The 22566-nt window shown below is 52.6% G+C and carries 20 protein-coding genes and 2 pseudogenes; 16 read left to right on the forward strand and 6 right to left on the reverse strand.

Going from position 1 to position 22566, the window contains the following annotated elements:
• Window positions 1-136 precede the first annotated feature (136 nt).
• Window positions 137-439: a YunC family protein gene (locus ABIE48_RS03905; RefSeq protein ID WP_192716531.1), complete on the forward strand. Its 303-nt coding sequence runs from the start codon at window positions 137-139 to the stop codon at window positions 437-439.
• A gap of 121 nt (window positions 440-560) precedes the next feature.
• On the opposite strand, the gene mtnA is transcribed toward ABIE48_RS03905, so the two are convergent.
• Window positions 561-1646, reverse strand: coding sequence for an S-methyl-5-thioribose-1-phosphate isomerase (mtnA, locus tag ABIE48_RS03910; RefSeq protein WP_192716532.1), 1086 nt, complete (start codon window positions 1644-1646; stop codon window positions 561-563).
• Window positions 1643-2866 carry an S-methyl-5-thioribose kinase gene (gene mtnK, locus ABIE48_RS03915; protein WP_192716533.1) on the reverse strand — a complete coding sequence of 408 codons (1224 nt, stop codon included), beginning with the start codon at window positions 2864-2866 and terminating at the stop codon, window positions 1643-1645. Before mtnK ends, mtnA begins: the two co-directional genes overlap by 4 nt.
• A gap of 321 nt (window positions 2867-3187) precedes the next feature.
• On the opposite strand from mtnK, the gene ABIE48_RS03920 reads away from it, so the two are divergent.
• The 6 genes from ABIE48_RS03920 (at window position 3188) to sufB (ending at window position 9436) form a co-directional block, all read left to right on the forward strand.
• Window positions 3188-3649, forward strand: coding sequence for a Dps family protein (locus ABIE48_RS03920; RefSeq protein WP_076170500.1), 462 nt, complete (start codon window positions 3188-3190; stop codon window positions 3647-3649).
• A 616-nt stretch (window positions 3650-4265) separates the two neighbouring features.
• Window positions 4266-5048 carry a Fe-S cluster assembly ATPase SufC gene (gene sufC / locus ABIE48_RS03925; protein WP_076170499.1) on the forward strand — a complete coding sequence of 261 codons (783 nt, stop codon included), beginning with the start codon at window positions 4266-4268 and terminating at the stop codon, window positions 5046-5048.
• A 25-nt stretch (window positions 5049-5073) separates the two neighbouring features.
• On the forward strand, window positions 5074-6378 hold the full coding sequence (gene sufD, locus ABIE48_RS03930) for a Fe-S cluster assembly protein SufD (RefSeq protein ID WP_145025309.1): 1305 nt from the start codon (window positions 5074-5076) through the stop codon (window positions 6376-6378).
• The gene (locus tag ABIE48_RS03935; RefSeq protein ID WP_076170497.1) at window positions 6375-7586 is read left to right on the forward strand and encodes a cysteine desulfurase; all 1212 of its coding nucleotides are present in this window, start codon (window positions 6375-6377) and stop codon (window positions 7584-7586) included. The genes sufD and ABIE48_RS03935 overlap by 4 nt, the downstream gene beginning before the upstream one ends.
• Window positions 7586-8017: a Fe-S cluster assembly sulfur transfer protein SufU gene (gene sufU, locus ABIE48_RS03940; protein WP_116232670.1), complete on the forward strand. Its 432-nt coding sequence runs from the start codon at window positions 7586-7588 to the stop codon at window positions 8015-8017. Before ABIE48_RS03935 ends, sufU begins: the two co-directional genes overlap by 1 nt.
• 21 nt (window positions 8018-8038) lie before the next feature.
• Window positions 8039-9436 carry a Fe-S cluster assembly protein SufB gene (sufB, locus tag ABIE48_RS03945; protein ID WP_076170496.1) on the forward strand — a complete coding sequence of 466 codons (1398 nt, stop codon included), beginning with the start codon at window positions 8039-8041 and terminating at the stop codon, window positions 9434-9436.
• A gap of 236 nt (window positions 9437-9672) precedes the next feature.
• Here sufB and ABIE48_RS03950 read toward each other — a convergent pair whose 3' ends face one another.
• Complete coding sequence (locus ABIE48_RS03950) at window positions 9673-10722, reverse strand: HD-GYP domain-containing protein (RefSeq protein WP_192716534.1); 1050 nt, start codon at window positions 10720-10722, stop codon at window positions 9673-9675.
• Between the two features lie 89 nt (window positions 10723-10811).
• The gene (locus tag ABIE48_RS03955; protein ID WP_192716535.1) at window positions 10812-11540 is read right to left on the reverse strand and encodes a molybdenum cofactor biosynthesis protein MoaE; all 729 of its coding nucleotides are present in this window, start codon (window positions 11538-11540) and stop codon (window positions 10812-10814) included.
• Window positions 11541-11670: 130 nt separating this feature from the next.
• Between ABIE48_RS03955 and ABIE48_RS03960 the strand changes: the two genes are divergently transcribed.
• From ABIE48_RS03960 to ABIE48_RS04000, 9 genes and pseudogenes are all read left to right on the forward strand, one after another.
• Entirely contained in the window at window positions 11671-13107 is a 1437-nt protein-coding gene (locus tag ABIE48_RS03960) for a bifunctional metallophosphatase/5'-nucleotidase (RefSeq protein ID WP_483312680.1), read from the forward strand.
• Window positions 13108-13128: 21 nt separating this feature from the next.
• On the forward strand, window positions 13129-13956 hold the full coding sequence (locus tag ABIE48_RS03965; RefSeq protein WP_192716537.1) for an undecaprenyl-diphosphate phosphatase: 828 nt from the start codon (window positions 13129-13131) through the stop codon (window positions 13954-13956).
• A 134-nt stretch (window positions 13957-14090) separates the two neighbouring features.
• Window positions 14091-15173, forward strand: coding sequence for an HD-GYP domain-containing protein (locus tag ABIE48_RS03970; RefSeq protein WP_354520584.1), 1083 nt, complete (start codon window positions 14091-14093; stop codon window positions 15171-15173).
• A gap of 298 nt (window positions 15174-15471) precedes the next feature.
• Window positions 15472-16602, forward strand: a complete 1131-nt coding sequence (gene yfkAB / locus ABIE48_RS03975) for a radical SAM/CxCxxxxC motif protein YfkAB (RefSeq protein ID WP_192716538.1) — start codon at window positions 15472-15474, stop codon at window positions 16600-16602.
• Window positions 16603-16621: 19 nt separating this feature from the next.
• Window positions 16622-17984: pseudogene (locus tag ABIE48_RS03980) on the forward strand (hemolysin family protein).
• 10 nt (window positions 17985-17994) lie between these two features.
• Entirely contained in the window at window positions 17995-19026 is a 1032-nt protein-coding gene (ytvI, locus tag ABIE48_RS03985) for a sporulation integral membrane protein YtvI (protein WP_076170488.1), read from the forward strand.
• A 246-nt stretch (window positions 19027-19272) separates the two neighbouring features.
• Window positions 19273-19515 carry a spore coat associated protein CotJA gene (locus ABIE48_RS03990; protein WP_145136083.1) on the forward strand — a complete coding sequence of 81 codons (243 nt, stop codon included), beginning with the start codon at window positions 19273-19275 and terminating at the stop codon, window positions 19513-19515.
• Entirely contained in the window at window positions 19499-19774 is a 276-nt protein-coding gene (locus ABIE48_RS03995) for a spore coat protein CotJB (protein WP_076170486.1), read from the forward strand. Before ABIE48_RS03990 ends, ABIE48_RS03995 begins: the two co-directional genes overlap by 17 nt.
• A gap of 35 nt (window positions 19775-19809) precedes the next feature.
• Window positions 19810-20010 (forward strand): annotated as a pseudogene (locus ABIE48_RS04000) (manganese catalase family protein); the annotation flags it as partial.
• 20 nt (window positions 20011-20030) lie between these two features.
• On the opposite strand, the gene ABIE48_RS04005 reads toward ABIE48_RS04000, so the two are convergent.
• Window positions 20031-21614, reverse strand: coding sequence for a recombinase family protein (locus ABIE48_RS04005; RefSeq protein ID WP_192716541.1), 1584 nt, complete (start codon window positions 21612-21614; stop codon window positions 20031-20033).
• Between the two features lie 39 nt (window positions 21615-21653).
• Window positions 21654-22502, reverse strand: a complete 849-nt coding sequence (locus ABIE48_RS04010) for an ImmA/IrrE family metallo-endopeptidase (protein ID WP_192716542.1) — start codon at window positions 22500-22502, stop codon at window positions 21654-21656.
• Window positions 22503-22566 lie beyond the last annotated feature (64 nt).

Raw genomic sequence — 22566 nt, forward strand, 5'->3', positions numbered from 1 at the left:
ATGTCGGAGTGGAAAGCAACTTTCTTCCTATTTATTTCGGCGCATTTTGGTTATGGACGTCCGCACAGTCACCTCCTTCCCAGGGCGAATACAATGATGCTGGATGGATATCACGCCTGGGGAGGTGTACAGCTGAATGGTGACCATGGTGCCGATTACCGTCGGGGGCCACAGCTTTGTCGGGGTCGAGGTCAAGCTGCCCAAAACGACGCTGCTCACGATCAACACGCCGAAAGGGTACATTATGTGCGGGGCGCTGGACGTAGGCCTGCTTAACACGAGACTGGCGGAGCGGAAAATCATTGCAGGCCGGGCCGTCGGCGTTAAGACGCTGCAGGAGCTGCTTGAAGCGCCGCTGGAGTCAGTGACGACCGAGGCCGAGGAGCTCGGAATTGTCCCAGGCATGCCTGGACATGAAGCTCTGTTAAAAATGGTGTAATGGCCTCACGGCCGCCGACTGGAAAGCAATAAAAAGCCAGCCCGGGCAGGGCTGGCTGAGCCGGTGGCATTTCGGCGCTTGCAGACGCTAGCCCGAAACGTAACCACATCGGCAATATTTCTTAAGCTTGGAAAAGGGCGGCGAGGTTCTCGGCGAACGGCGCTTTGACAATCCCCTTTTCCGTGATGATGGCTGTTACATATTCGTGAGGCGTGACGTCAAACGCCGGGTTGTAGACCTTGATGCCTTCGGGAGCGGTTCTCTTCCCGAAACCCTCGGTGACTTCCTCAGCCGGCCGCTCTTCAATCGGGATGTTGTCCCCTGTAGGGGTGTTCAGATCGATCGTCGACAACGGGCAGGCGACGTAGAACGGAATGCCGTGGGCCTTGGCCAGCACGGCGAGGCTGTAGGTGCCGATCTTGTTGGCGACGTCGCCGTTGGCGGCCACCCGGTCGGTGCCAACGATCACCGCCTGCACCCATCCCTTGGACATGACCATGCCTGCCATGTTATCGCAGAGCAGCGTCACGTCAATTCCGGCCTGCTGCAGCTCGAAGGCCGTCAGCCGCGCGCCCTGCAGCACAGGGCGCGTCTCATCGGCATACACTTTCAGCTGTATGCCCTGCTCCTGGGCCAAATACATCGGCGCGGTCGCCGTTCCGTATTTGGCCGTAGCCAGCCCGCCTGCATTGCAGTGGGTAAGTACGCCCATGCCGTCCCGGAACAGGGGCAGTGCATTCTCCCCGATGCGGCGGCACACTTCCTCATCCTCCGCTTGAATCGCGTTGGCCTCGGCGAGCAGGGCCTCGTTCAGGTCGGCAACGCTGCCTCCCCGGCCGGCCAACTCATGCGCTTTCCCTTTCATCCGGTCAAGCGCCCAGAACAGATTGACCGCCGTCGGCCGCGAGGTGGCCAGATAGGCGCTGACCTTGACGACATGGTCGTCCCAGGCGGCGGCATCGACGCCTCCATACTGGCGCGCCCCGAGCACTACGCCGTAAGCGGCGGCGATGCCGATGGCCGGCGCGCCCCGGACTTTCATCACATGGATCGATTCCCACACTTCTTCCGGCGTGTATAAATCCAGATAGACGATGGCGTCCGGAAGCAGGCGCTGATCCAGCAGGATCAGCTTGTCGCCGCCCCATTGGACGGAAGTTAATGGTTTGCTGCGTCGTTGTGTTTGTTCTTGGTTGTCATTACTCATTTTACGGCTCCTTTAAGCGGCTCGGCTTCCTTCACCAGCCGGACGATGTCTTCGCCGGATTGGATGGTCCGGTTGAATAGAACGAGCTGTTTACCGATAGCCAGCGCCGATCGCTGCGCCTTCTCCCGCAGCTTTACGTCCGCGATCGTGTCGATGTCGGCCACATGGGACAAGCCGACGATGCGCCGGATCATTTTGCAGCCGGCGAATCCGCAGGCATCCCGCAGTACTTTGGCCACGTAGGCGTCCTGGTAGCCGGGTGCTTTCGCGAGCGGGTCTCTGGCATCCTCATCCCATAGCTTGCGGAAGCGGATTTCAAATTCGGACCATACGTCCGAAACCATGCGCAGAAGACGCTCTTGCTTGCCGAGAACCTCCGACTCCGCGGCATCCCAGCCTGGCCGGGAAGCGTAGTTCAGCAGCAGGTTGCCGATGACGGCGCCGAGGTCGAAGCCCATCGGCCCGTAGTAGGCAAACTCGGGATCGATCACTTTGGTCGATTCCGGTGTGACGAAAATGCTGCCGGTATGCAGGTCGCCGTGAACCAGCGCTTCGGTCCGGGTCAGGAAGGCTTCCCGGAGCAGGGCGACTTCCAGATGGAGCTTGCCGTTTTCCCGCAGCTCCTTCGCCTCATCCTCCAGGTAGTCCGGGTAGTTGTTGTTATCGGAAAACCGGTATGGATCGTCAAAGATCAAATCCTCGGTAATTTTGCACAGATCCGGATTGATGAATTTACGTACCTGTTCTTTCTTTTCCTGCGGGCTCAGGAACAGATCCGAGGTATAGAACAGCGTTCTGGCCGTAAATTCGCCGATATGGCGGGCAAACAACGGATAGGCTTGTCCTTCGATCAGCCCTTTGCGCATAATCGTATGGTCGCTCAGGTCTTCCATGACGGTTATCGCCAGGTCATCGTCGTAGGAGAATACCTGCGGTGCCAGTCCGGGACACAGGCGGTACTGCACTTGAAGCGCCTCGCGTTCAATGCGTGCCCGGTCCAGGGACAACGGCCAGGATTCCCCGACCACCTTCGCATAAGGAAGGGCTTGTTTGACAATGATACTTTTATCGCTGTTCCGGTCCGTAATATGGAACACTAAGTTCAGGTTGCCGTCACCGATTTCTTTGCATTCCAGCTGCGCATCGGGCGTGAAATGCCCCGGAATGCCGCGGACGAGAGAAATGGCGTCTTGGACGGTGAGCGGGTGATATGTGGACATGGAAGTCACCTCCGTATAATAAGGAAACGCGAATAAAGCCAACTTGTTCACTTGGTTATAAAACAGTATATCGGATTGCCGACCTCTTTTGAATCTTTTTTTCAGTGAGAGCGTATGAAAACGAAAGACCCTGCCATTTATGGGCAATTGTTTCGTGCAGCGGGTTGAAGGGTAAGATAAGGGCAGGGAGGCACGCAGCCCAGATTACTCTCGGAAGAGCCTCCCCATACTTATACGAAAACTCCAGCCGGACTCCGAAGCTGCCGTTGTATGCGGCAATGGAGAGAGAAGGCCATATACTTAAAAAAGGAAGGGATATTCATGGCAAAAACGTCATCCAAATCGAAAACATCCACTTTGGAGCAAATCCTAAACCAACAAGTTGCGAACCTGAACGTCCTGTATGTCAAAATCCATAACTACCATTGGTATGTAAAGGGTGAGCATTTCTTTACCCTCCACGTAAAATTTGAAGAGCTGTACGACGATATTACGCTGAAAATGGACGAAGTGGCTGAACGGCTGCTTACGATTAAAGGAAGCCCGGCTGCGACGATGAAGGAGTACCTGGACATCGCAACCATTCAGGAAGCTTCCGGCAATGAAGACCAGCGCAAAATGGTGCAGACCCTGATCGAGGACTTTGCCACCGTTGCCGAGGAAATGAGCGAAGGAATCAGCCTGGCGGAGGAAGCCGGCGACCATCCGACGGCCGATATGTTTATCAAGATCAAGAGCGATCTCGAAAAGCATATGTGGATGCTCCGTTCTTACCTGGGGTAAGGGATGCTTCTTTCGCGAAAGCCCGGAAGTGCGCTGGCCGCCAGCGCACTTTTTGTGTCCCGGATCAGCTTTTGACGGCATAACGTATAAGACCGCGTTCCCTTTTTGATTAATCAGACATGAATCGGACGTACGGGAAATTGAGAAATGGGATCCGGTCTCTGGCGGCTGTTCCCGGTCATGAATCCGAGCGTCTGCGCGGTTGTCAGGATCCTCCATGCTGCTGTTCCTTGGATATGGTAATGCAATCCATAACATATCGCAGAATGTTCACGAAACGCCAGCCGGTGATGAGAACGATGGCTCCGTTGCCGGATGCTGCAGAACTTCCGCGAAACCGTTCGTCATGAACAGCATCCATGGAAAAATTTGATATTGTAAGGAAACAGGCTTGGCTGCAACCGCGGCGAAGCCTGTTTCTGTAATGAAACACCAGGTTTACTCCGACGGGCGGTTGATATGATTCGCCATTTATTATAAAATTGTGATAATCATTGAGAATCAATTTAGACTCATTACAAATTGATAATAATGATTGATTGAAATCGGGGAGCGCGTCCCTGTTGAAATAGACTTTCTGATTTCGGCAAAACATTTAACGGAGGGAAAAACGAATATGGCTACTAATTTCACCATTGAAGGACTTAAAGCGACAATCGAGGGCAAGGAAATCCTGAAAGGCATCAACCTGGAAATGAAGGGCGGAGAAATCCACGCCATCATGGGACCCAACGGTACCGGTAAAAGTACACTTGCTTCCGCTTTGATGGGACATCCTAAATATGAAGTAACCGACGGCAGCGTAACCCTGAACGGCGAAGACGTTCTGGAAATGGGCGTTGACGAGCGTGCGCGCGCCGGCCTGTTCCTGGCTATGCAGTACCCTAGCGAAATTACGGGCGTGACCAATTCCGACTTCCTTCGCAGTGCCATCAATGCACGCCGTGAAGAGGGCAATGAAATTTCGCTGATTCGTTTCATCCGTCAAATGGAAGCGAAGATGAAAGAACTGGATATGAACCCTGAGTTTGCCCATCGTTATTTGAACGAAGGCTTCTCCGGCGGTGAGAAGAAGCGGAACGAAATTTTGCAAATGATGATGATCGAACCAAGCATCGTCATCCTGGACGAAATCGACTCCGGTCTGGATATCGACGCTTTGAAAATTGTTGCCAGCGGTGTAAACGCGATGCGCAGCGACGACCGCGGTTTCTTGATTATTACCCACTATCAGCGCCTGCTTAACTATGTGAAGCCTGATTTTGTACATGTTATGATGCAGGGCCGCATCGTGAAATCCGGTGGTCCTGAACTGGCGGAGCGCCTGGAAGCGGAAGGTTACGATTGGGTGAAGGAAGAGCTCGGCATCGAAGACGAAACTGTAGGTCAAGAAGCGTAAAGATAACGGAAGGAGGAGAACGAAGATGACAACACAAACCATTCTTCCGGTTAACGCTGAAGGCCTGAGCGCGCTGTCGAAGGGCAGCAACGAGCCGGCCTGGCTCACGGAAAATCGTCTGAAAGCATTGGAACTCGCGTCAACCCTCGAGCTGCCGAAACTCGAAAAAACGAGAATCGAACGCTGGGACATTCAAAACTACGGAAGCTTCAAATCGGTAAGCCCGATTGCATCTCTGGCTGAAGCTCCTGAATCGATTCGGGAACTGATCAAGGACCAGGAAGCGGGCAACCTGATTATCCAGCGCAATTCCGGAACCGTGTATACGAAGCTGTCCCCTGAGCTGGCTGCTCAAGGCGTCATTTTCACCGATCTGGCGACGGCGGTGAAGGAGCACGAGGATCTCGTTAAGGCTCACCTGCACACGGCTGTTACAGCGGATGAGAGCTCCGTAGCCGCACTGCATGCCGCATTGTGGAACGGCGGGGTGTTCCTGTATGTTCCAAAAAATGTGGAGGTATCCGTACCGCTGCAGGCCGTTCTGCTGACAGACGACGAGGAAGCGACCTTTGCTCCTCATATTCTGGTCATTGCCGATACGAACAGTTCTGTAACCTATGTAGATAACTATGTATCCGGTACATCCGGTAAACCGGTCACTCATAACGGCGCCGTTGAGGTGTTCGCCAAATCGGGAGCGAAAGTCCGGTTTGCGACCATTCATCAAATGGGCACGAACGTGACGGACATCAGCTACCGCCGTGCCGTGATCGAGAACGACGCGTCCATGGAATGGATAGTCGGCGAAATGAACAGCGGCGATACCGCCAGCGATACTTACTCGATTCTGAAAGGAAACGGATCGACGTCCGATTCCAAGATCATCGCCGTCGGCTCCGGTTCTCAGAAGCTGAACTACACGACTCGTGCGAACCATTTCGGCAAGAGCTCCGAGAGCCAAATGATTACCCGTGCGGTCATGCGTGAAGAAGCACAGGCCATCATCAACGGCATCACCAAGATCGAGAAGGGCGCGACCAAATCCGACGGACAGCAAACGGAGAAAGTGCTGATGCTGAGTCCAAAAGCACGCGGTGACGCAAACCCGATCCTGCTGATCGACGAGGACGACGTTAAGGCAGGTCATGCTGCATCCGTCGGCCAGGTCAACCCTGAACAAATTTACTACCTGATGTCCCGCGGGATTTCCCGCGAAGTTGCCGAATCCCTGATCATCTATGGATTCCTGGCACCGGTCGTATCTCAGATTCCGCTTGAAGGCCTGCGCACGCAGCTTCAATCGGTCATCGAAGGGAAGTTGGGACAATGAACCGCGACATTCTCGAGCAGTTTCCCATCCTGAATCAGGAAATAAACGGCCACCCGTTGGTATATCTTGATAATGCGGCGACTTCCCAGAAACCGCTCGCTGTGATCGAGGCTGTCAAACGCTATTACGAGCATGACAACGCCAACGTGCACCGCGGGGTGCATACGCTTGGAAGCCGTGCAACGGATGCTTATGAAGGCGCGCGCGAGAAGGTAGCTAAGTTCATTAATGCGAAGAGCACGAAGGAAATTATTTTTACGCGGGGAACGACGACAGCCCTGAACCTGGTGGCTTCCTCGTTCGGGCGCTCGATTTGCCAGGAAGGCGATGAAATCGTCCTGACCCCGCTGGAACACCACAGTAATCTAATTCCTTGGCAGCAGGTGGCAAAAGCCACCGGCGCCACGTTGAAATATGTTAAACTACAAGAAGACGGTTCAGTCACCTTGGCCGAAGTCGAGAAAGTCGTCACCGAGAAAACCAAGATCATCGCGATGGGCTATGTGTCCAACGTCATGGGCGTGGTTAACCCGGTGAAGGAAGTTGCCGAGCTGGCGCACCGCCACGGCGCGTATATGGTCGTGGACGGAGCCCAGAGCACGCCTCACATGAAGATCGATGTTCAGGATCTGGATTGCGACTTCTACGCCTTCTCCGGCCACAAGATGTGCGGTCCTACCGGCATCGGTGTACTGTACGGCAAAAAGGCGCTGCTCGAATCCATGGAACCGGTGGAATTCGGCGGTGAAATGATTGACGATGTCGGACTATACGATTCTTCCTGGAAGGAGCTGCCCTGGAAGTTTGAAGGGGGCACCCCGATTATCGCCGGAGCGGTTGGGCTTGCTGCAGCCATCGATTTTCTCGAGGAAATCGGCATGGATCAAATCGAGGAGCATGAGCAGAAGCTCGCGAAGTATGCGATCGAGCGGTTATCGGAAATTGAAGGCCTGAAGCTTTATGGTCCGCGTGTACGTAAAGTGGGCTTGGTCACCTTCAATTTGGGAGATGTGCATCCGCATGATGTGGCTACGGTTCTGGATGCCAGCGGGGTTGCGATCCGCGCAGGCCATCACTGCTGCCAGCCGCTCATGCGTTGGCTTGAGGCCAGTGCCACCGCCCGTGCAAGCTTTTATCTATACAATACCGAACAAGATGTAGATCGTCTGATCAGCGCCTTAATCCAGACAAAGGAGTATTTTGGATGATGGAACTTGACGACTTGTACCGGCGTGTCATAATGGATCATTATAAAAACCCCCGCAATCGGGGCAAATTTGAAAATGAAGCCGTGACGGTGGATCTGAACAATCCAACCTGCGGCGACAAAATCTCGCTTCAGCTTATTGTCGATAACGGCATGGTCAAAGATGCCAGATACACAGGCGAGGGCTGCTCCATCAGCATGTCTTCCGCTTCGATGATGACCGAAGCGGTCAAAGGCAAGACGCTTGAGGAAGCGAAGGAAATGGCTTCGCGCTTTTCGTCGCTGATGCAGGGTGAGGACGTTCATTTTGACGATTACGAAGATATCGAAGCCCTGTCCGGAGTTAACAAGTTCCCGGCCCGCATTAAATGCGCAACGCTCGCTTGGAATGCACTGCGGAAAGGTATTGACGAGGAACGCATTAACCACTAACGATAGGGAGGCTGAATACTCATGGCCAAAAAAGCGCCTGAAATAGAAGAGTATAAATACGGATTCCGCGACGAACATAAAGCGGTATTCCAAACCGGTAAAGGACTTACCCGTGAGATTGTTACCGAAATTTCCAAAATCAAAAACGAGCCGGAATGGATGCTTGAATTCCGTCTGAAATCATTGGAGCAGTTCGAGAAAATGCCTATGCCTCGCTGGGGCGGCGACCTGGATGAACTGGACTTCAACGATATCCAGTACTACGTAAGACCTTCCGAGAAGCAAGGAAAGACGTGGGAAGAAGTACCGGCTGAGATCAAAGAAACCTTTGACAAGCTGGGTATTCCGGAAGCCGAGCAGAAATTCCTGGCCGGTGTATCCGCCCAGTATGAATCCGAAGTTGTGTATCACAACATGCAGAAAGACCTGGAAGACCAAGGGGTTATCTTCATGGATACCGACACGGCGCTGAAAGAGCATCCTGAAATTTTCAGAGAGCACTTTGCGACTGTCGTTCCTCCTACCGATAACAAATTTGCTGCGCTGAACAGTGCGGTATGGTCCGGCGGAAGCTTCATTTACGTTCCAAAAGGCGTTAAATGTGAAATCCCGCTGCAGGCTTACTTCCGGATCAATTCCGAGAACATGGGCCAATTCGAACGTACGCTGATCATTGCGGACGAAGACAGCTTCGTGCATTATGTCGAAGGCTGTACCGCTCCAATCTACAGCACGAACTCGCTGCACAGTGCGGTTGTTGAGATCATCTGTAAGAAAAACGCACGCGTGCGTTACACGACGATCCAAAACTGGGCGCCGAACATCTACAACCTCGTTACCAAACGGGCGGTAGCTGAAGAGAACGCCACGATGGAATGGGTAGACGGCAACATCGGCTCCAAACTGACGATGAAATATCCGGCAGTGCTGCTGAAAGGACGCGGCGCGAAAGGCATGGTGCTGTCCATTGCGGTTGCAGGCAAAGGCCAGCATCAGGATGCAGGCGCCAAGATGATCCACTTGGCTCCGGATACGACGTCCACGATCGTATCGAAGTCGATCAGTAAGCACGGCGGCAAGGTCACTTACCGCGGTCTCGCTTCCTTCGGCCGCAACGCGGAAGGCGCGAAAGCTAACATCAAGTGCGATACGCTGATCCTGGATAACGAGTCCACTTCGGATACGATTCCGTATAACGAGATCAAGAACGACAACATCGTTCTGGAGCACGAAGCGACGGTATCCAAAGTATCGGAAGATCAGCTCTTCTACTTGATGAGCCGCGGACTCACGGAAGCCGAGGCGACGCAAATGATCGTTATGGGCTTCATCGAGCCGTTCACGAAGGAGCTCCCAATGGAATACGCGGTCGAAATGAACCGCCTGATCAAGTTCGAGATGGAAGGCTCCATCGGTTAATAGTAAGCAGACAAAGCGTGTTCTGCGCAGCCGTTACGGCGGCTTCGCGGGGCGCGCTTTTTTATTAGATATAAGAAGAAAGTATAAGCTCCTGAGACTACGGCATCCTTATGTCGCAAGAAAAACTACTCCTAAATGCGGTCTATCTTCTATGAAAGTCCGCCGATACACGGTTTGGTTCTGGCCACATGCAAAAAGAAGCCCTCAACTGAGGGCTTCTTTTTGCATTGACCGGGTTACATATAAATTTGATCGATGGCAATATTCCGGTCAGAGGACAGATCGATGAACCGGTCCTCGGTCTTTACAAGCGGACGGAAGAAATCCGCCGGATTGGTCATGATAATGGTGCCGGTTTCCCCGGAAGTCAGGGTGACCCGCTTGCCGATAAAGTTCGGGAGCATATGGCTGATAAACGCCTGGGTTGCCCGGGGGCTCAGCTTACCGAAGCTGAGGCTGTACAGCTCGCGGAGCACGGTCAGCAGTTCCTGTTTCGTCTGATACACACGGTTCGTTGTCATCGCACTAAACACGTCGGCCACTGCGGTAATCCGCGAAAAAGGATGGACTTCAAGCTCGCCGCACTGGTGGGGATAGCCGCTCCCGTCGTCACGTTCATGATGCTGCAGCGCGACCAGCGCGGGAATTTCATCGTTGGTGGAGCTTCGGATGATATCGTAACCGTAGACGGTATGACGTTTCATTTCTTCAAATTCTTCCGGCGTAAGCTTGCCGGGTTTGTACAACAGCTCGGCGGGGACGAGGCATTTGCCGATGTCATGCAAAAAACCCGCTTTTCCGGCTGCGTAGGCCTCCTCGGGAGCATACCCGAGCCAGGTAGATATGTAGTAGGAAAGAATGCCGACCTGAACGGAATGTTGGTATGTATATTCGTCTTCCGGATTGATGGACAAGAGGAGGGAGACCACGTCGGTATGGGTGCTGAGCCGGTCCACCAGCGGCTCCATAATGTCATTGACGACGGTCGTGTTGATCCGGCCTGTCGAAAGGGCTTCCAGATACAGCGACTCAAACCCGTCCACCGCTTGTCCAACCTGTTCTTCCACCTTGGAAGCAGGTTGACCGGAAAGGAACGGTGATGAAGCGGTCGGCTCATCCGGCCGGGAGGGGTCAACCTCCACATAAGCGATGCCATGTTGAATCAGCTTGCTGATCTCTTCAAGCTTCAGTTCCTTCCCTTTGTGGAGCACATGAAGCCCGATATCGTTAAACGTATCGGCTTGAAGCCGATCACCGGGCCGTAATTCCGTGACATGAACTCTCAAAACTGATCGTCACCTCATTGTTCAGATTGGAACCTATTGTTTTGAAATCTATATTAGCAAGAAAAATATGGATTATCAACGAACTCTTCTTAGACGGAGGGGGGGAGCGTCGGGTCCCATGGCCCCTTTTGATGTCCCTTCCATTCCGACCCGTCCTCCCAAATTTCCTTCTTCCAAATGGGCACGGACTGTTTGAGCTTCTCAATCGCATACCGGCTCGCTTCATAACAAGCCTCCCGGTGTCCGGTCGATACCGCGATGATGACACTGATCTCTTTCACATCGACTGTACCGATCCGGTGCGAAATCGCGCAGCGCGTGCCCGGCCAACGTTCGGCGATTTCACGGCCGATCAATTCAAGCTGCGCCAGTGCCATCGGGATATACGCATCGTATTCCAAGTGAACGGTGCGCTGCTCACCCGTCATTTCCCGGGTTGTCCCGACAAAAGACAGCGTGGCGCCATGGTTGTCGTCCAGCACCTTGGACGTCACCTCATCAACGGACAGCGGCTGATCGGTAATACAGTATAAGCCGTCTGCTGATGCTTCCTGTACTGAGCTACTTCCGTCTCCGCCCGATACGGGCGGAATCAGGGCGACTTCGTCATCTTCCGTAATAAGCGCGTCACCCGGCGCATAATTCTGATTAACGGCAACAAAAGAAACGGAGATCTGCGCGGCAGCCTCCGGGTACAATTCGGTCAGCTTTTGTTTCAAGCCGTCGGCTGTGATGGATTCCCCTCCGACGGACAAAGGTAAAACAGAGGTTTGGAGCCGTTCTGCAAGACCGGCAAACAATCGAATATCAAGCTGCATTTCTTTCTCTCCTCGGGCGTGGTAGTTCATGTCTTCAATATACCATATCCACCTTGAAAATGTTATGCTTATCCCTAGGAGCATTTGGGCCTAACAAGGCGAGAACAGTGAAAGGGGAGGTTACCCAATGATGCTGCAGAACCAGGCAAAATCGATTACAATCCTGCATACGAATGATATACACAGCCACTTTGAAACGGTTAGTTCCATTGCAGCCCTGGCTGCCGCCGAACGCGCTCAGGCGGCGGAGAGTCCTCTTTTACTGGTGGATATAGGAGATCATATGGACCGGACGGCCGTTGAAACCGAAGGGACGATGGGCCAGACGAACATCGACATATTGAATTTAACGGGATATGAGGCGGTGACGATCGGCAACAACGAAGGGCTGACTTTTACGCCAGACGTACTGGAGAGCCTTTATGCGGGCCTGCAATCCCCGGTTATTTGCTGCAACATCCATGAGCAGCTCAGCTCGGCGCCACCTGCATGGATGAAGAAACGCGTCATTCTGGACAAGGACGGGATCCGGATCGGTCTGACGGGAGCTACGGCTCCGTTCGCAGACTTCTACAAACTGCTCGGCTGGGATGCCCTGGAGCCGCTGCAAGCGTTGCAGGAGCAGGTGGAGGCGCTGCGTCCGGAGGCCGATATCGTGATTGTTTTATCCCACCTCGGGCTGTCTACCGACCGGCTGATGGCAGAACGGATTCCGGGTATCGACCTGATTCTCGGCGGGCATACCCACCATCTGCTGGAAGAGCCGCTGCGGATCGGTGATACGGTGCTGTGCGCAGCGGGAAAGTACGGTCAATACGTCGGTAAGGTCGTCATGACTCAACAGGATGACGGCCGTTTCCGTGTCATCGAGGGAGGATGCCAGCCGGTTGATACCGGCCTTTTGGATGAAACGGTGTCCCGGGCCCTTGGAATTCATCGCGAGCGGGCCGAAGAAGCCCTGAAAGAGCCTGTGGCGGTTACGGACCGGCCGCTGTCCCTGACGCATACAGGAGAGTCGCCGTTCGGCAATTTGCTGGCGCAGTCGGTCCGCCAGTTTACCGGCGCGGAGCTGTCGCTCGTCAACACGGGGCAGCTGCTGGGCGATTTGCCGGAAGGGGAAATTACAGCGGGGCTCCTTCACGAGCTCTGCCCATCTCCGATTAACCCCTGCGTGATCAGCCTCAAAGGGGAGCATATCCGGCGAAGCCTGGAGGAGAGCCTCCTGCCGGAATATTGGAGCAAGGAAATCCGGGGATTCGGGTTCCGCGGCAATGTTCTCGGCAATATCGCGGTGGACGGAATTGAAGTCTTGTACGATCCAAGCCGCATCCCTTATGATAGGATTGTTCAAATTTCGCTTCAGGGGGAGCCGCTGCGGGACGACCGGATGTACACAGTTGGAACGTTGGACATGTTTACGTTCGGGACGGGATACGAGCAGATTTCTCAAGGGGAAGAACCGAAATATTTGCTTCCCGAGTTTTTGCGGGACCTGCTGAGACTTGAGCTCCAGCGTCCCGGAAGTCTGGATACCTGCGGCAAGCACCGTTGGATCGAGGTTGTTTAAGAAGGACCATAGGAGGAAGAAATGGATACCATTACTGCAATTATCTTGGGGATTGTGGAGGGGGTTACGGAATTTATTCCGGTCTCTTCAACGGGGCACATGATATTGACGTCCAAGCTCTTGGGCTATGATGAGCAGGACCCAATTATGAAAACCTTTGAAATCGTCATTCAGCTGGGGGCCATTCTGGCGATCGCCCTCGTCTATTGGAGACGGATTCTGGATCTGCTGGGCATCAAGCGGACCATGCCCGAATCCGGAAGCCTGCGGTCCGGCAAGAAGCTGAATCTGCTGCATGTTATTATCGGGATCGCCCCTGCACTCGTCGTGGCCTTTTTTGCCAGGGACTTTATCAAGAGCCTGTTCAGCGCAAATACGGTGATCTGGGCGCTGATCGTGGGCGGGATCTTCATGATTTTTGCCGAGTGGTTTAACAAGTCCAAAGCCAGAATCACCGCCGAAACGATGGATGACCTGTCGTACAAGCAGGTGCTGTTGATCGGGCTTTATCAAATTTTATCTGTCGTATGGCCGGGATTTTCGCGTTCGGGATCCACGATTTCCGGAGGGATGCTGAGCGGGGCAAGCTACAAGGCGTCGGCCGATTTCTCGTTCCTGATCGCGATTCCGATCATGTGCGCCGCTTCCGGCTATGAGATGCTGGATTCGTACAAGTATATGACCAAGGATACGATCGGCATGTTCGTCATCGGATTTATCGTAGCTTTTGTGGTGGCCTATGTCGTTGTGCTTGCTTTTATGAAATTGATTCAAAAAATTCGTCTGACCCATTTCGCCATTTACCGGTTTGTGCTTGCCGCCGTGTTCTGGCTGTTCGTTATGCGCTGATTCAAGAACCGCAATGTGATGGACTAATTCCGCATAGCGTGAATGGGCTACATAGGATGGCATGGGGAAACTAGGTAAACGGACCTGGGAAGCAATAACCGGGCGGCCGTGATTTTAGGCAGGAGTGGATCGTGTTGCGTTTGGTACCCGTTCCGATGCTGCAGCAGGGAATGAAAATCGGCAAAAAGATATACAGCGACGAGGGTGTTGTGCTTCTCGCGGAAGGCGTGGAGCTCACCTCCTTGCTGATCAGCCGCCTGCAAAAGCTGGACATCGGTTATATTTATGTGGAAGATCATCTGACGGAAGGCATCGATATTCCCGAAATGCTCCGGGAGGAAACGAGGCGTCAGGCTCTTCAGAAGATTCGCGTCAATTTTCAGCGGTTATCCGAAGCCTCTCCGATTACTGGAGGGTATCACCATCTCGGAAAGCAGTTCTCCAAGGTGATGGAGTCCATTCTTGAGGATGTCAGTTCCCAGGAGGACTGCATGATCATGCTGATGGACATGAACACCGCAGATCATTACTTATATAAGCATTCCTTAAATGTGTGCGTATATTCACTTGTGCTGGGGATTGCGAGCGGTTATACGCAGGACCAGCTGATGGTGCTGGGGCTGGGCTCGCTGCTGCATGACATCGGAAAAACCCAAATTCCCCAAAAAGTGCTGTTCAAGCCGCAAAAGCTGGATGATGAAGAATTCCGCCTCATGCAGGCGCATGCCCAAATCGGCTTTAAAATCCTGAAGGACGAGCCGAATATTCCGCTCCTGGCCGCGCACTGCGCCTTTCAGCATCATGAACGGATTAACGGATCAGGTTATCCTCGCGGCATCAAGGGCGATGATATTCACGAATATGCCCAGTGGGTGGCGCTCGCCGACTCCTACGATGCGATGACCTCGCACAGGGTGTACCGGCCTGCGATGCTTCCACATCAGGCGGCTGAAGTGCTGTACGGCGGGGCAGGTACCTTGTACGACCAAAAGAAGCTGGAGCTGTTCCGGGATAAAGTGGCGATCTACCCGCCCGGCTTGTCGGTCAAGCTGAGTACCGGGGAGACGGGAGTGGTGTCGAAAATTCACGCCCATATGCCCCATCGTCCCGTGGTCCGCATCTTGCAGGATCCGGAAGGGGTGCTGCTTAAGGCACCTTACGAGGTGGATCTGTCCCAGTCGCTCTCCGTTATTATTGACGGCGTTCTCGGGGATTAGGGAGAGCAGAAATTAGGATTTGTCATGACCGGAAGACCCATAAAGCGAGCGGTATCGGGCGGTAATGGATGCGGTGGAAATTCGATTTCCCTGCTGCCCGCAGGAGCCGCCGGTTTAGGGGTCTTTTTTCTTCTTGTCCCGGCATACCTATTCAGACAGAGAGATTTTTCGCGCTTCATGGTATGATAGAAGGAATGACATATTCATCCTGAGACAACCGGACTGCTCTGGGTCTGGAAAATAAAGGTTACACAAAAACCGTGTTTTGGGTTAAATAAAGAAATAAGGTGAGTAAATAATGAATACTGTAAATACCCGGGGAGCACTTGCCCCCTTATCTCCGAGCAATGACCCATGGGATCCGATTGAATCCCTTCGTACATATGGCCGGCATGTGCTGACCAGTGTCGAAATGACGGTGACGCATTTGTGCAATATGCGCTGCGAGCACTGTGCGGTCGGCGATATGCTCGTTATGAAAGAGGCAGAATTTCTTCCGCTGGATTTGATGCTGCGGCGTCTGGACGAGGTCGAGCATCTGCAGACGATCAGCCTGACCGGAGGCGAGCCCTCCTTCCGGGAGAAGACGGTGAAAGAGGTGATCGTCCCTCTGCTCAAATATGCTCAGGACCGGGGAGTCCGCACGCAGATCAACTCCAATTTGACGCTGGATATCAGCAGATATGAGGCGATGCTGCCGTACCTTGACGTGATGCATATTTCGTTCAACTATTTGAACGGAGACGATTTCCATGAGGTGGGCTTCGCCAACAGCAACCATCCGGTTCCGAAGGAAACCGCCTACCGCATGTATGACAAAATGATGGAGAACGCCCTGAAGCTGAGCGAAGCGGGCATGTTCATTTCGGCAGAGTCCATGATTAATTACCGGACGCATACAAAGCTTGCAGGAATTCACAAACTAATAGGGGAAATGGGCTGCCGCCGCCATGAAGTGCATCCGATGTATGCCTCCAATTTTGCCACAGAGCTTCCGATGCTTTCTTTGGATGAGACGCGCAAGGCGATCCATAGCTTGCTGGATGTTCGCGATCCGCAGATGTGGATGCTGTTCGGAACGCTCCCGTTCTTCGCGTGCAGCGATATTCACGAGGATCTGAAGCTGATCCGCAGGCTAGCCGATGCGCCGAACGTTACCGTGCGCAACGATCCTGACGGCCGCAACCGCGTCAACGTCAATTTGTTCTCGGGCGACGTCTACGTCACCGACTTTTCCGATATTCCGGCGTTCGGCAATATTCAAACCGGCCGCCTCGACGACATCTTTAATGCGTGGCAGACCGGGCATCCGCTGAACAAGACGGTAAACTGCCATTGCGACGCTGTGGGCTGCTGCGGTCCGAATCTGCTCGTGAAGGACATGTATTATAAAGATACCGATTTTACCGTGAAAAAAGCGAACTTATGATAGAAATGGGGCGTTGTCATTGGACGGGGAGTTAGAAATAGGCAAACTGCTTTTAAACCTCTTTTTTGTTCTGCTGCTGGTATTTTTTAACGGCGTGTTTGTGGCCGCCGAATTTTCGCTTGTAAAAATGAGGCAGTCCCGGCTGACGCAGCTGGTCAGCGAAGGCAACCGGCTGGCCGGCTATGCGCTCCGGGTGAACAACAAACTGGACGCTTATTTGTCCGCTACCCAATTCGGCATTACGCTGGCATCCCTCGGTCTCGGCTGGATCGGGGAGCCGGCCATTTCGGAACTATTGGTAGAGCCTTTGATGTATAAAATGGGCATTACCGACAGAACGCTCATCGCCACCGTATCCGTGGTGCTCGGGTTCTGTGTCATTACTTTCTTACATATCGTGCTTGGGGAACTGGCCCCCAAGTCGCTTGCCATTCAGAAAACGGAAGGGGCCGCACTGCTGCTGTCCGCACCGCTGATGGCCTTTTATAAAATATTTTTTCCTTTCATTTGGCTGCTCAACGCTTCCGCCAACGGATTGCTTCGCTTGTTCGGCGTTCATCCGGCCAGCGAAGCAGAAGCTGCGCATTCTGAAGAGGAAATCCGCATATTAATGAATCAGAGCGCCAAAAGCGGGGTCATCGATAAGGACGAGATGAAGCTGATGGACAACATCTTCGAGTTCTCCGACCTGCTGGCGCGCGAAATCATGCTCCCACGGACGGATATGGACTGCTTGTACACGACGAATACGCTGGAAGAGAACCTGCAGATCATCAGTGATACGAAGCATTCCCGTTATCCTGTCGCCGTGGAGGACAAGGACCAGATTATCGGATTTGTGCATATTACCGATTTTCTCCTGGCCGACGCCGAGCACCAGAAGGAGCTGACCACGCTGGTCCGACCGATTCTGAACGTGCCGGAGTCGATGGAAATCAGCCATGTGCTGCGCCTCATGCAGAAGAAGCATGCCCAGCTGACGCTGGTCGTCGACGAATACGGCGGCACGGCCGGCATGCTGACGGCCGAAGAGATCCTCGAAGAAATCGTCGGGGAGCTCTATGACGAATTTGAGGACGAGCGTCCCGATGTCGAAATCCAGGAGGATGTCATCTCGGTTGACGGGCGGATGCTGATCGAGGATGTCAACGATCTGACCGGCGTCATCATTGAGGATGACGAGGTTGATTCGATCGGCGGCTGGCTGTTCAAGGAGCTGGAAGGCAATCCGGTAAAAGGCAAAAAGGTCCAGGTGAGCAATTTCGTGTTTGAGGTCGAGGAATCGACCAAGCTCCGGATTACCCGGGGTTAACATTCACCGCGTTGCCGATACGGAAGTCATCGACGAGGAGGAACAGGAAGGGACGGATAACGGGGATTAAGGAGTGAAGCATGACTGGCAAACAGCTGGTGTTCGTCGGTGTGGGACTGCTCCTGCTGTATTTGCTGTTTACGGCAGGCGCCCCTTTTGTACTGGCTGCGCTCGTGGCCGTTTCACTGGAACCGATCAACCGGATGCTGATCGGGAGGCTGAAATGGAACCGTGTCGCTGCCGCTTCGCTTACATGTACGTTGTTTATGCTTATGATTCTTCTTTTGGTGTACATGCTGGGTTTTCAGGTTTTCGCCCAGCTGCTGGAATACTGGAAGAATGCGCCGGCATACTTTGCGTCGGCCGACGATTTCGTGCAGACGACGCTGATCCAGGCGAGAGGGCTGTTTGACCGGTTTCAGCCGGAGCTTGCCGAGAGCCTGAGGGAAATGCTGACCAATCTGACGTCATACGCCGAGTCGCTCATCAACTCGTTGTCGTCAACCTTTTTATCTTTTGCCAAGGGCATCCCGGGCACGTTCGTGTTTTTGGTGGTTTTCTTTGTAGCCGTCTATCTGTTCAGCTTTGGACTGGAGACGATCAAGGCAGGGATTCTATCCCTGTTCGAGGAGGAGACGCAAGACCAGATCAACGAGGTGCTGCACAGCCTGAAGCGGTCCATCTTCGGCTTTATTCAGGCCCAGATGATCCTGAGCGCTTTTACCTATGTATTGACGCTCACGGGGCTGCTCATCCTCGACATTCATTACCCGCTGGCGATTGCCCTGCTGATCATGGTCGTCGATATTTTGCCGATTCTGGGGGTCGGCTCGGTGCTGATTCCCTGGGCGGTATACCTGTTTATCGTGGGCGACTCTTATACCGGCTTTGGGCTGATGCTGCTGTTTGGGGTCATTACGATTGCCCGCCGGGTGGTCGAGCCCAAAATCATCGGCGATTCGGTCGGCATCGGCGCCCTGTCGGCTCTGGTGAGCATGTATATCGGCTTCAAGCTCGTCGGCGTGATCGGCGTATTTATCGGCCCGCTGGTGGTCATTATTTATTCGGCGGTCCGGAAAGCGGGACTGTTCCAGATCAAGATCAGATTTTAAAAGTTCATCATCTCATTGAAGGCTCGCGCTTCATCCAGTGCTTCGACAGGAGCTGCTAGAGTCCTTTACACTGACCCCTTGGCGGTAAATCGACCGCAAATCAGGGGTCTTTTTGTTGTCCCATGAACTTTTTTGTTCAGATTCCGCGGATGGGTCATATGTTTAATTACGAAGAGTGTCTGATTTTTCGCCTTCTCGAGGGAAATCAGCGACTTTAGTATGGACAACAAAAAGGAGGAGCAAGTGGTGAACTCACAGGTACGAGTGTATAAGCCTTTCATTGGCCCGTTTGATCCGTGCCCGCCGCTGCCTTACAGGACGTACGTCGTCCCGCCCAACCAGTATATCGTGTTCCAGCCTCTGGACTGGCCGCAATTCAGCCTCGCCGAGGCGCTGAAGCTGGGAACGCTTTGGCCGAACCTTTACAGCCCTTATGAATCTAAAAGCAAAAGAGTGGAGGAGGTGGGGAGTGATGGAGAACCAGTCTAAACCGGCGGTGGATCAGCGCTATTACGAGCTGCTTGAAAAGCTGCAGATGATCGATTTTGCCTTGGTCGAGCTGAATCTGTTCCTGGATACGCATCCGGACGATTTAAAAAGCATCGAGCAGTACAACCGGCTCGCCCAGGAGCGGATCCCGATCGTCCGGGAGTTTCAGGAATCGTATGGACCGTTGATGCATTTCGGCCATGCCTATTCGAAGTTCCCGTTTGAATGGCCGCAGGCCCCGTGGCCATGGCAGGTGTAACCGGCAAAAGAATCTAAAGGAGGCGAATGTCCCGCATGTGGATATATGAAAAAAAGCTGCAGTATCCGGTCAGGGTCGGCAAGTGTGATCCATATATGGCCCGGTTGCTGCTGGAGCAGTACGGCGGTGCCGACGGGGAATTGGCCGCTGCCTTGAGATATTTGAATCAACGGTACACCATCCCGGATAAGGTCATCGGCATTCTCAACGACATCGGCACGGAAGAATTTGCACACTGTAGTTATCATTTATAAATTCAGTTCTTCGGGAGTTTAGGATATAGCTTCAGATCGAACATACGCATGCTGTCGGGGCGGGACCAGTGACCTCTGACGGTTTTTTTGTATGTGCAGACTTCCAGTACCGATTTCAGCAGTTCATTACGTAATGCCGGATCCTCAGTTTGGGGATAGACATCGAGTACGTGTTCAACTTTTGGGATAATTTCTACCTTGGCGTGCTGTCTCTTCTGCTCCAGGTTGAATTCTTCCAAGGCTGTTTGCAAGGCGGACTCTGTTTCTGCGATTCGCTCCGCCAAGACTTGAGAGCGCTCCATATAGATTTGGACCGTGTAGATCCCTTGCTCTAAAAAATCATGGAGGCTGCTGTTTTGTTTCTTCAAATCGGCCAGTTTCTTTTCAAGAGACCGGACAATAGATTCCTTCGCATTTACAAGTGAATCGTCGGCACTGTGGGACTCTTGACGTTGCAATGTTATTTCCCATTGAGCCTTGTATTCCTTCAGCCATTTTTTTAAACCTTCGAGTATTCGCTCTTCCACCAACTCAAATGCAGAACTGATATTTTTACAGGTAGGTGTGTTACAAATCAGTGAAGGAGGCTGATTGCTAGTATAGGGCCTTCTCACCATCGATCTACCGCATAGTTCACATTTGATAAGTCCTGCTAAGGAACTTGTTACAACACCAGCTGGCGCTGGAGCATGCGTACGTGAATTTAGGATCTCTTGGGCTTTGTCCCACAACTCTTTGGATACGAGAGGTTCATGCCTGCCCACCCCTGTAAGCCACTCCGTTTCAGCCACCCGCGGACGCGATTTGGTAACAACCCCTTTAGAGCGAGTCCGCTTTTGAGGGCGGCGCTGCCATGCGATGAGACCGTAATAGACCGGATTACGAATAATGCCATTTATCGTTGCCAGGGTCCATACACTATTTCGGGCCGTCGGAACACCCAGGGAGTTTAATTTGTTGGCGATCCGGCTGGTTCCCAAGCCTTGGTTTACATACATATCAAAAATCATCTGGATAATAGGAGCCTGATCCGGATTAGGCACCAAGGTAAATCCTTTCTCTTTCTCAAGCTTCTGACGGTCGTATCCGTAAGGAGGGATGTTACCGATAAACTTGCCTTCTTTGACAGAATCCTTCCGGCCGGACTGCTGCCTGCGATTGATCGTCTTGTATTCTCTACGTGACATGAACAGACCGAATTCAAAGTATTCTTCGTCAAACTCGTTGTTTGGATCGTACGTTTTTGTTGGAGTAATGATTTGGGTGCCGGCATATTTAAAGGTCTGGGCAATAATGCCCTGATCGATGGTATCTCCCCGTGCAAGACGTTCAATTTCCATGACGAGCACACCTGACCATTTGCCGTCTTCAACGTCCTGTATAAGCTCTTGAATAACGGGACGCTGTGCAATCGTCTCCCCAGATACAATTTCCTTGTAGATGCTATCCTGGGTGATCTGGAGCCCTAATTTATGGGCCAGTTCAAGCAGGTTCCGCTCATGGCGAGCTAGCGTTTCCCCTTCACCGCGGGCTTCGGCCTCAGCATCAGCACGAGATTTACGCAAGTAAATGCAGTAAGTTTCCATTCTCACGCCCCCTTGATGTGATTTATATGCTGTGGGTGTTTAAAAACTGCTCAATAGCTCTACGTCCTTCATCTGGATGACAAACCTTTGGGCAGCTCGTCCATACTTCAGATTGAGGACTGCAAAATTCACCCCGATCCTTCCCTTTTTATAAATAAGGTCCTGCTCGCTTAATCGTATGCATTTATATCCGTAGTAGTTTTCCACCTCCAATCTTTGAAATGGTCCTTCAGGGTTAAAGAAAAAAGTAATCTGGGAATCCATAGCCTCTGAGTTTGCTTCGATAACCAGCTGGGATGGGCCTGGGATGTCCGCCATTGAGTCATAAAAGGCAAACAGTTGTATTCCTTCTGAAGAGACCTCGTGGACACCTTGGAACGATTTCTGCAGGTTAACAAATGCGGCATCGATCTTACCTTGTAATTCACGTCGTTCCAGTTGGTCCAATCGTTTCTCTGCGAACTCTTTGGTTACCTGGAAGGTGTCCGCTATGTATTTTATCGCTTGGCCTCGTTGCTGAGGTACTGGCAAATTATTGATTATATGAAATGGTATGGCTGCGTAAAATTTGAACTGATCTGCCTCAACTTCTTGCCCCTCCTTGAACAAGGAAGGGAGCCGTCTCTGATCCCCTACATGTCGAAGGACATGACATAGCTCATGGAAGAAGATTTCCCGGAGTTCTCTTTCTTTGTATTTCAGATTCAGAAAAATAACTCTTTTCTCGTTGTCCGAACAAGGGATGCAATTGTCGTAGTAAATCTCGATTTTGAAGCAGTCTGCAATCTGATGGATGTCAAGGTCGTCAGGCTTCAGGAGCGAGTGGGAGATATACCTCTCAGCAATAAATTCCTCTAAAGCTGTTTGCTTATAGTATTGATACCTCATTTTGTATGCACCTCGTTAATAAGGGAATATATGTTCGGTTATGTGATTAAAAAGAAAAGCCATT

It is taken from the genome of Paenibacillus sp. OAE614 (genome assembly GCF_040546645.1).
GTDB lineage: Bacteria > Bacillota > Bacilli > Paenibacillales > Paenibacillaceae > Paenibacillus_AQ > Paenibacillus_AQ favisporus.

What these genes read in the sequence shown, in the direction of transcription:
- ABIE48_RS03905 (WP_192716531.1), top strand. Translation starts at nt 137, where the DNA reads ATGGTGACCATGGTGCCGATTACCGTCGGGGGCCACAGCTTTGTCGGG.
- mtnA (WP_192716532.1), bottom strand. Translation starts at nt 1,646, where the DNA reads ATGAGTAATGACAACCAAGAACAAACACAACGACGCAGCAAACCATTA.
- mtnK (WP_192716533.1), bottom strand. Translation starts at nt 2,866, where the DNA reads ATGTCCACATATCACCCGCTCACCGTCCAAGACGCCATTTCTCTCGTC.
- ABIE48_RS03920 (WP_076170500.1), top strand. Translation starts at nt 3,188, where the DNA reads ATGGCAAAAACGTCATCCAAATCGAAAACATCCACTTTGGAGCAAATC.
- sufC (WP_076170499.1), top strand. Translation starts at nt 4,266, where the DNA reads ATGGCTACTAATTTCACCATTGAAGGACTTAAAGCGACAATCGAGGGC.
- sufD (WP_145025309.1), top strand. Translation starts at nt 5,074, where the DNA reads ATGACAACACAAACCATTCTTCCGGTTAACGCTGAAGGCCTGAGCGCG.
- ABIE48_RS03935 (WP_076170497.1), top strand. Translation starts at nt 6,375, where the DNA reads ATGAACCGCGACATTCTCGAGCAGTTTCCCATCCTGAATCAGGAAATA.
- sufU (WP_116232670.1), top strand. Translation starts at nt 7,586, where the DNA reads ATGGAACTTGACGACTTGTACCGGCGTGTCATAATGGATCATTATAAA.
- sufB (WP_076170496.1), top strand. Translation starts at nt 8,039, where the DNA reads ATGGCCAAAAAAGCGCCTGAAATAGAAGAGTATAAATACGGATTCCGC.
- ABIE48_RS03955 (WP_192716535.1), bottom strand. Translation starts at nt 11,540, where the DNA reads ATGCAGCTTGATATTCGATTGTTTGCCGGTCTTGCAGAACGGCTCCAA.
- ABIE48_RS03960 (WP_483312680.1), top strand. Translation starts at nt 11,671, where the DNA reads ATGCTGCAGAACCAGGCAAAATCGATTACAATCCTGCATACGAATGAT.
- ABIE48_RS03965 (WP_192716537.1), top strand. Translation starts at nt 13,129, where the DNA reads ATGGATACCATTACTGCAATTATCTTGGGGATTGTGGAGGGGGTTACG.
- yfkAB (WP_192716538.1), top strand. Translation starts at nt 15,472, where the DNA reads ATGAATACTGTAAATACCCGGGGAGCACTTGCCCCCTTATCTCCGAGC.
- ytvI (WP_076170488.1), top strand. Translation starts at nt 17,995, where the DNA reads ATGACTGGCAAACAGCTGGTGTTCGTCGGTGTGGGACTGCTCCTGCTG.
- ABIE48_RS03995 (WP_076170486.1), top strand. Translation starts at nt 19,499, where the DNA reads ATGGAGAACCAGTCTAAACCGGCGGTGGATCAGCGCTATTACGAGCTG.
- ABIE48_RS04005 (WP_192716541.1), bottom strand. Translation starts at nt 21,614, where the DNA reads ATGGAAACTTACTGCATTTACTTGCGTAAATCTCGTGCTGATGCTGAG.
- ABIE48_RS04010 (WP_192716542.1), bottom strand. Translation starts at nt 22,502, where the DNA reads ATGAGGTATCAATACTATAAGCAAACAGCTTTAGAGGAATTTATTGCT.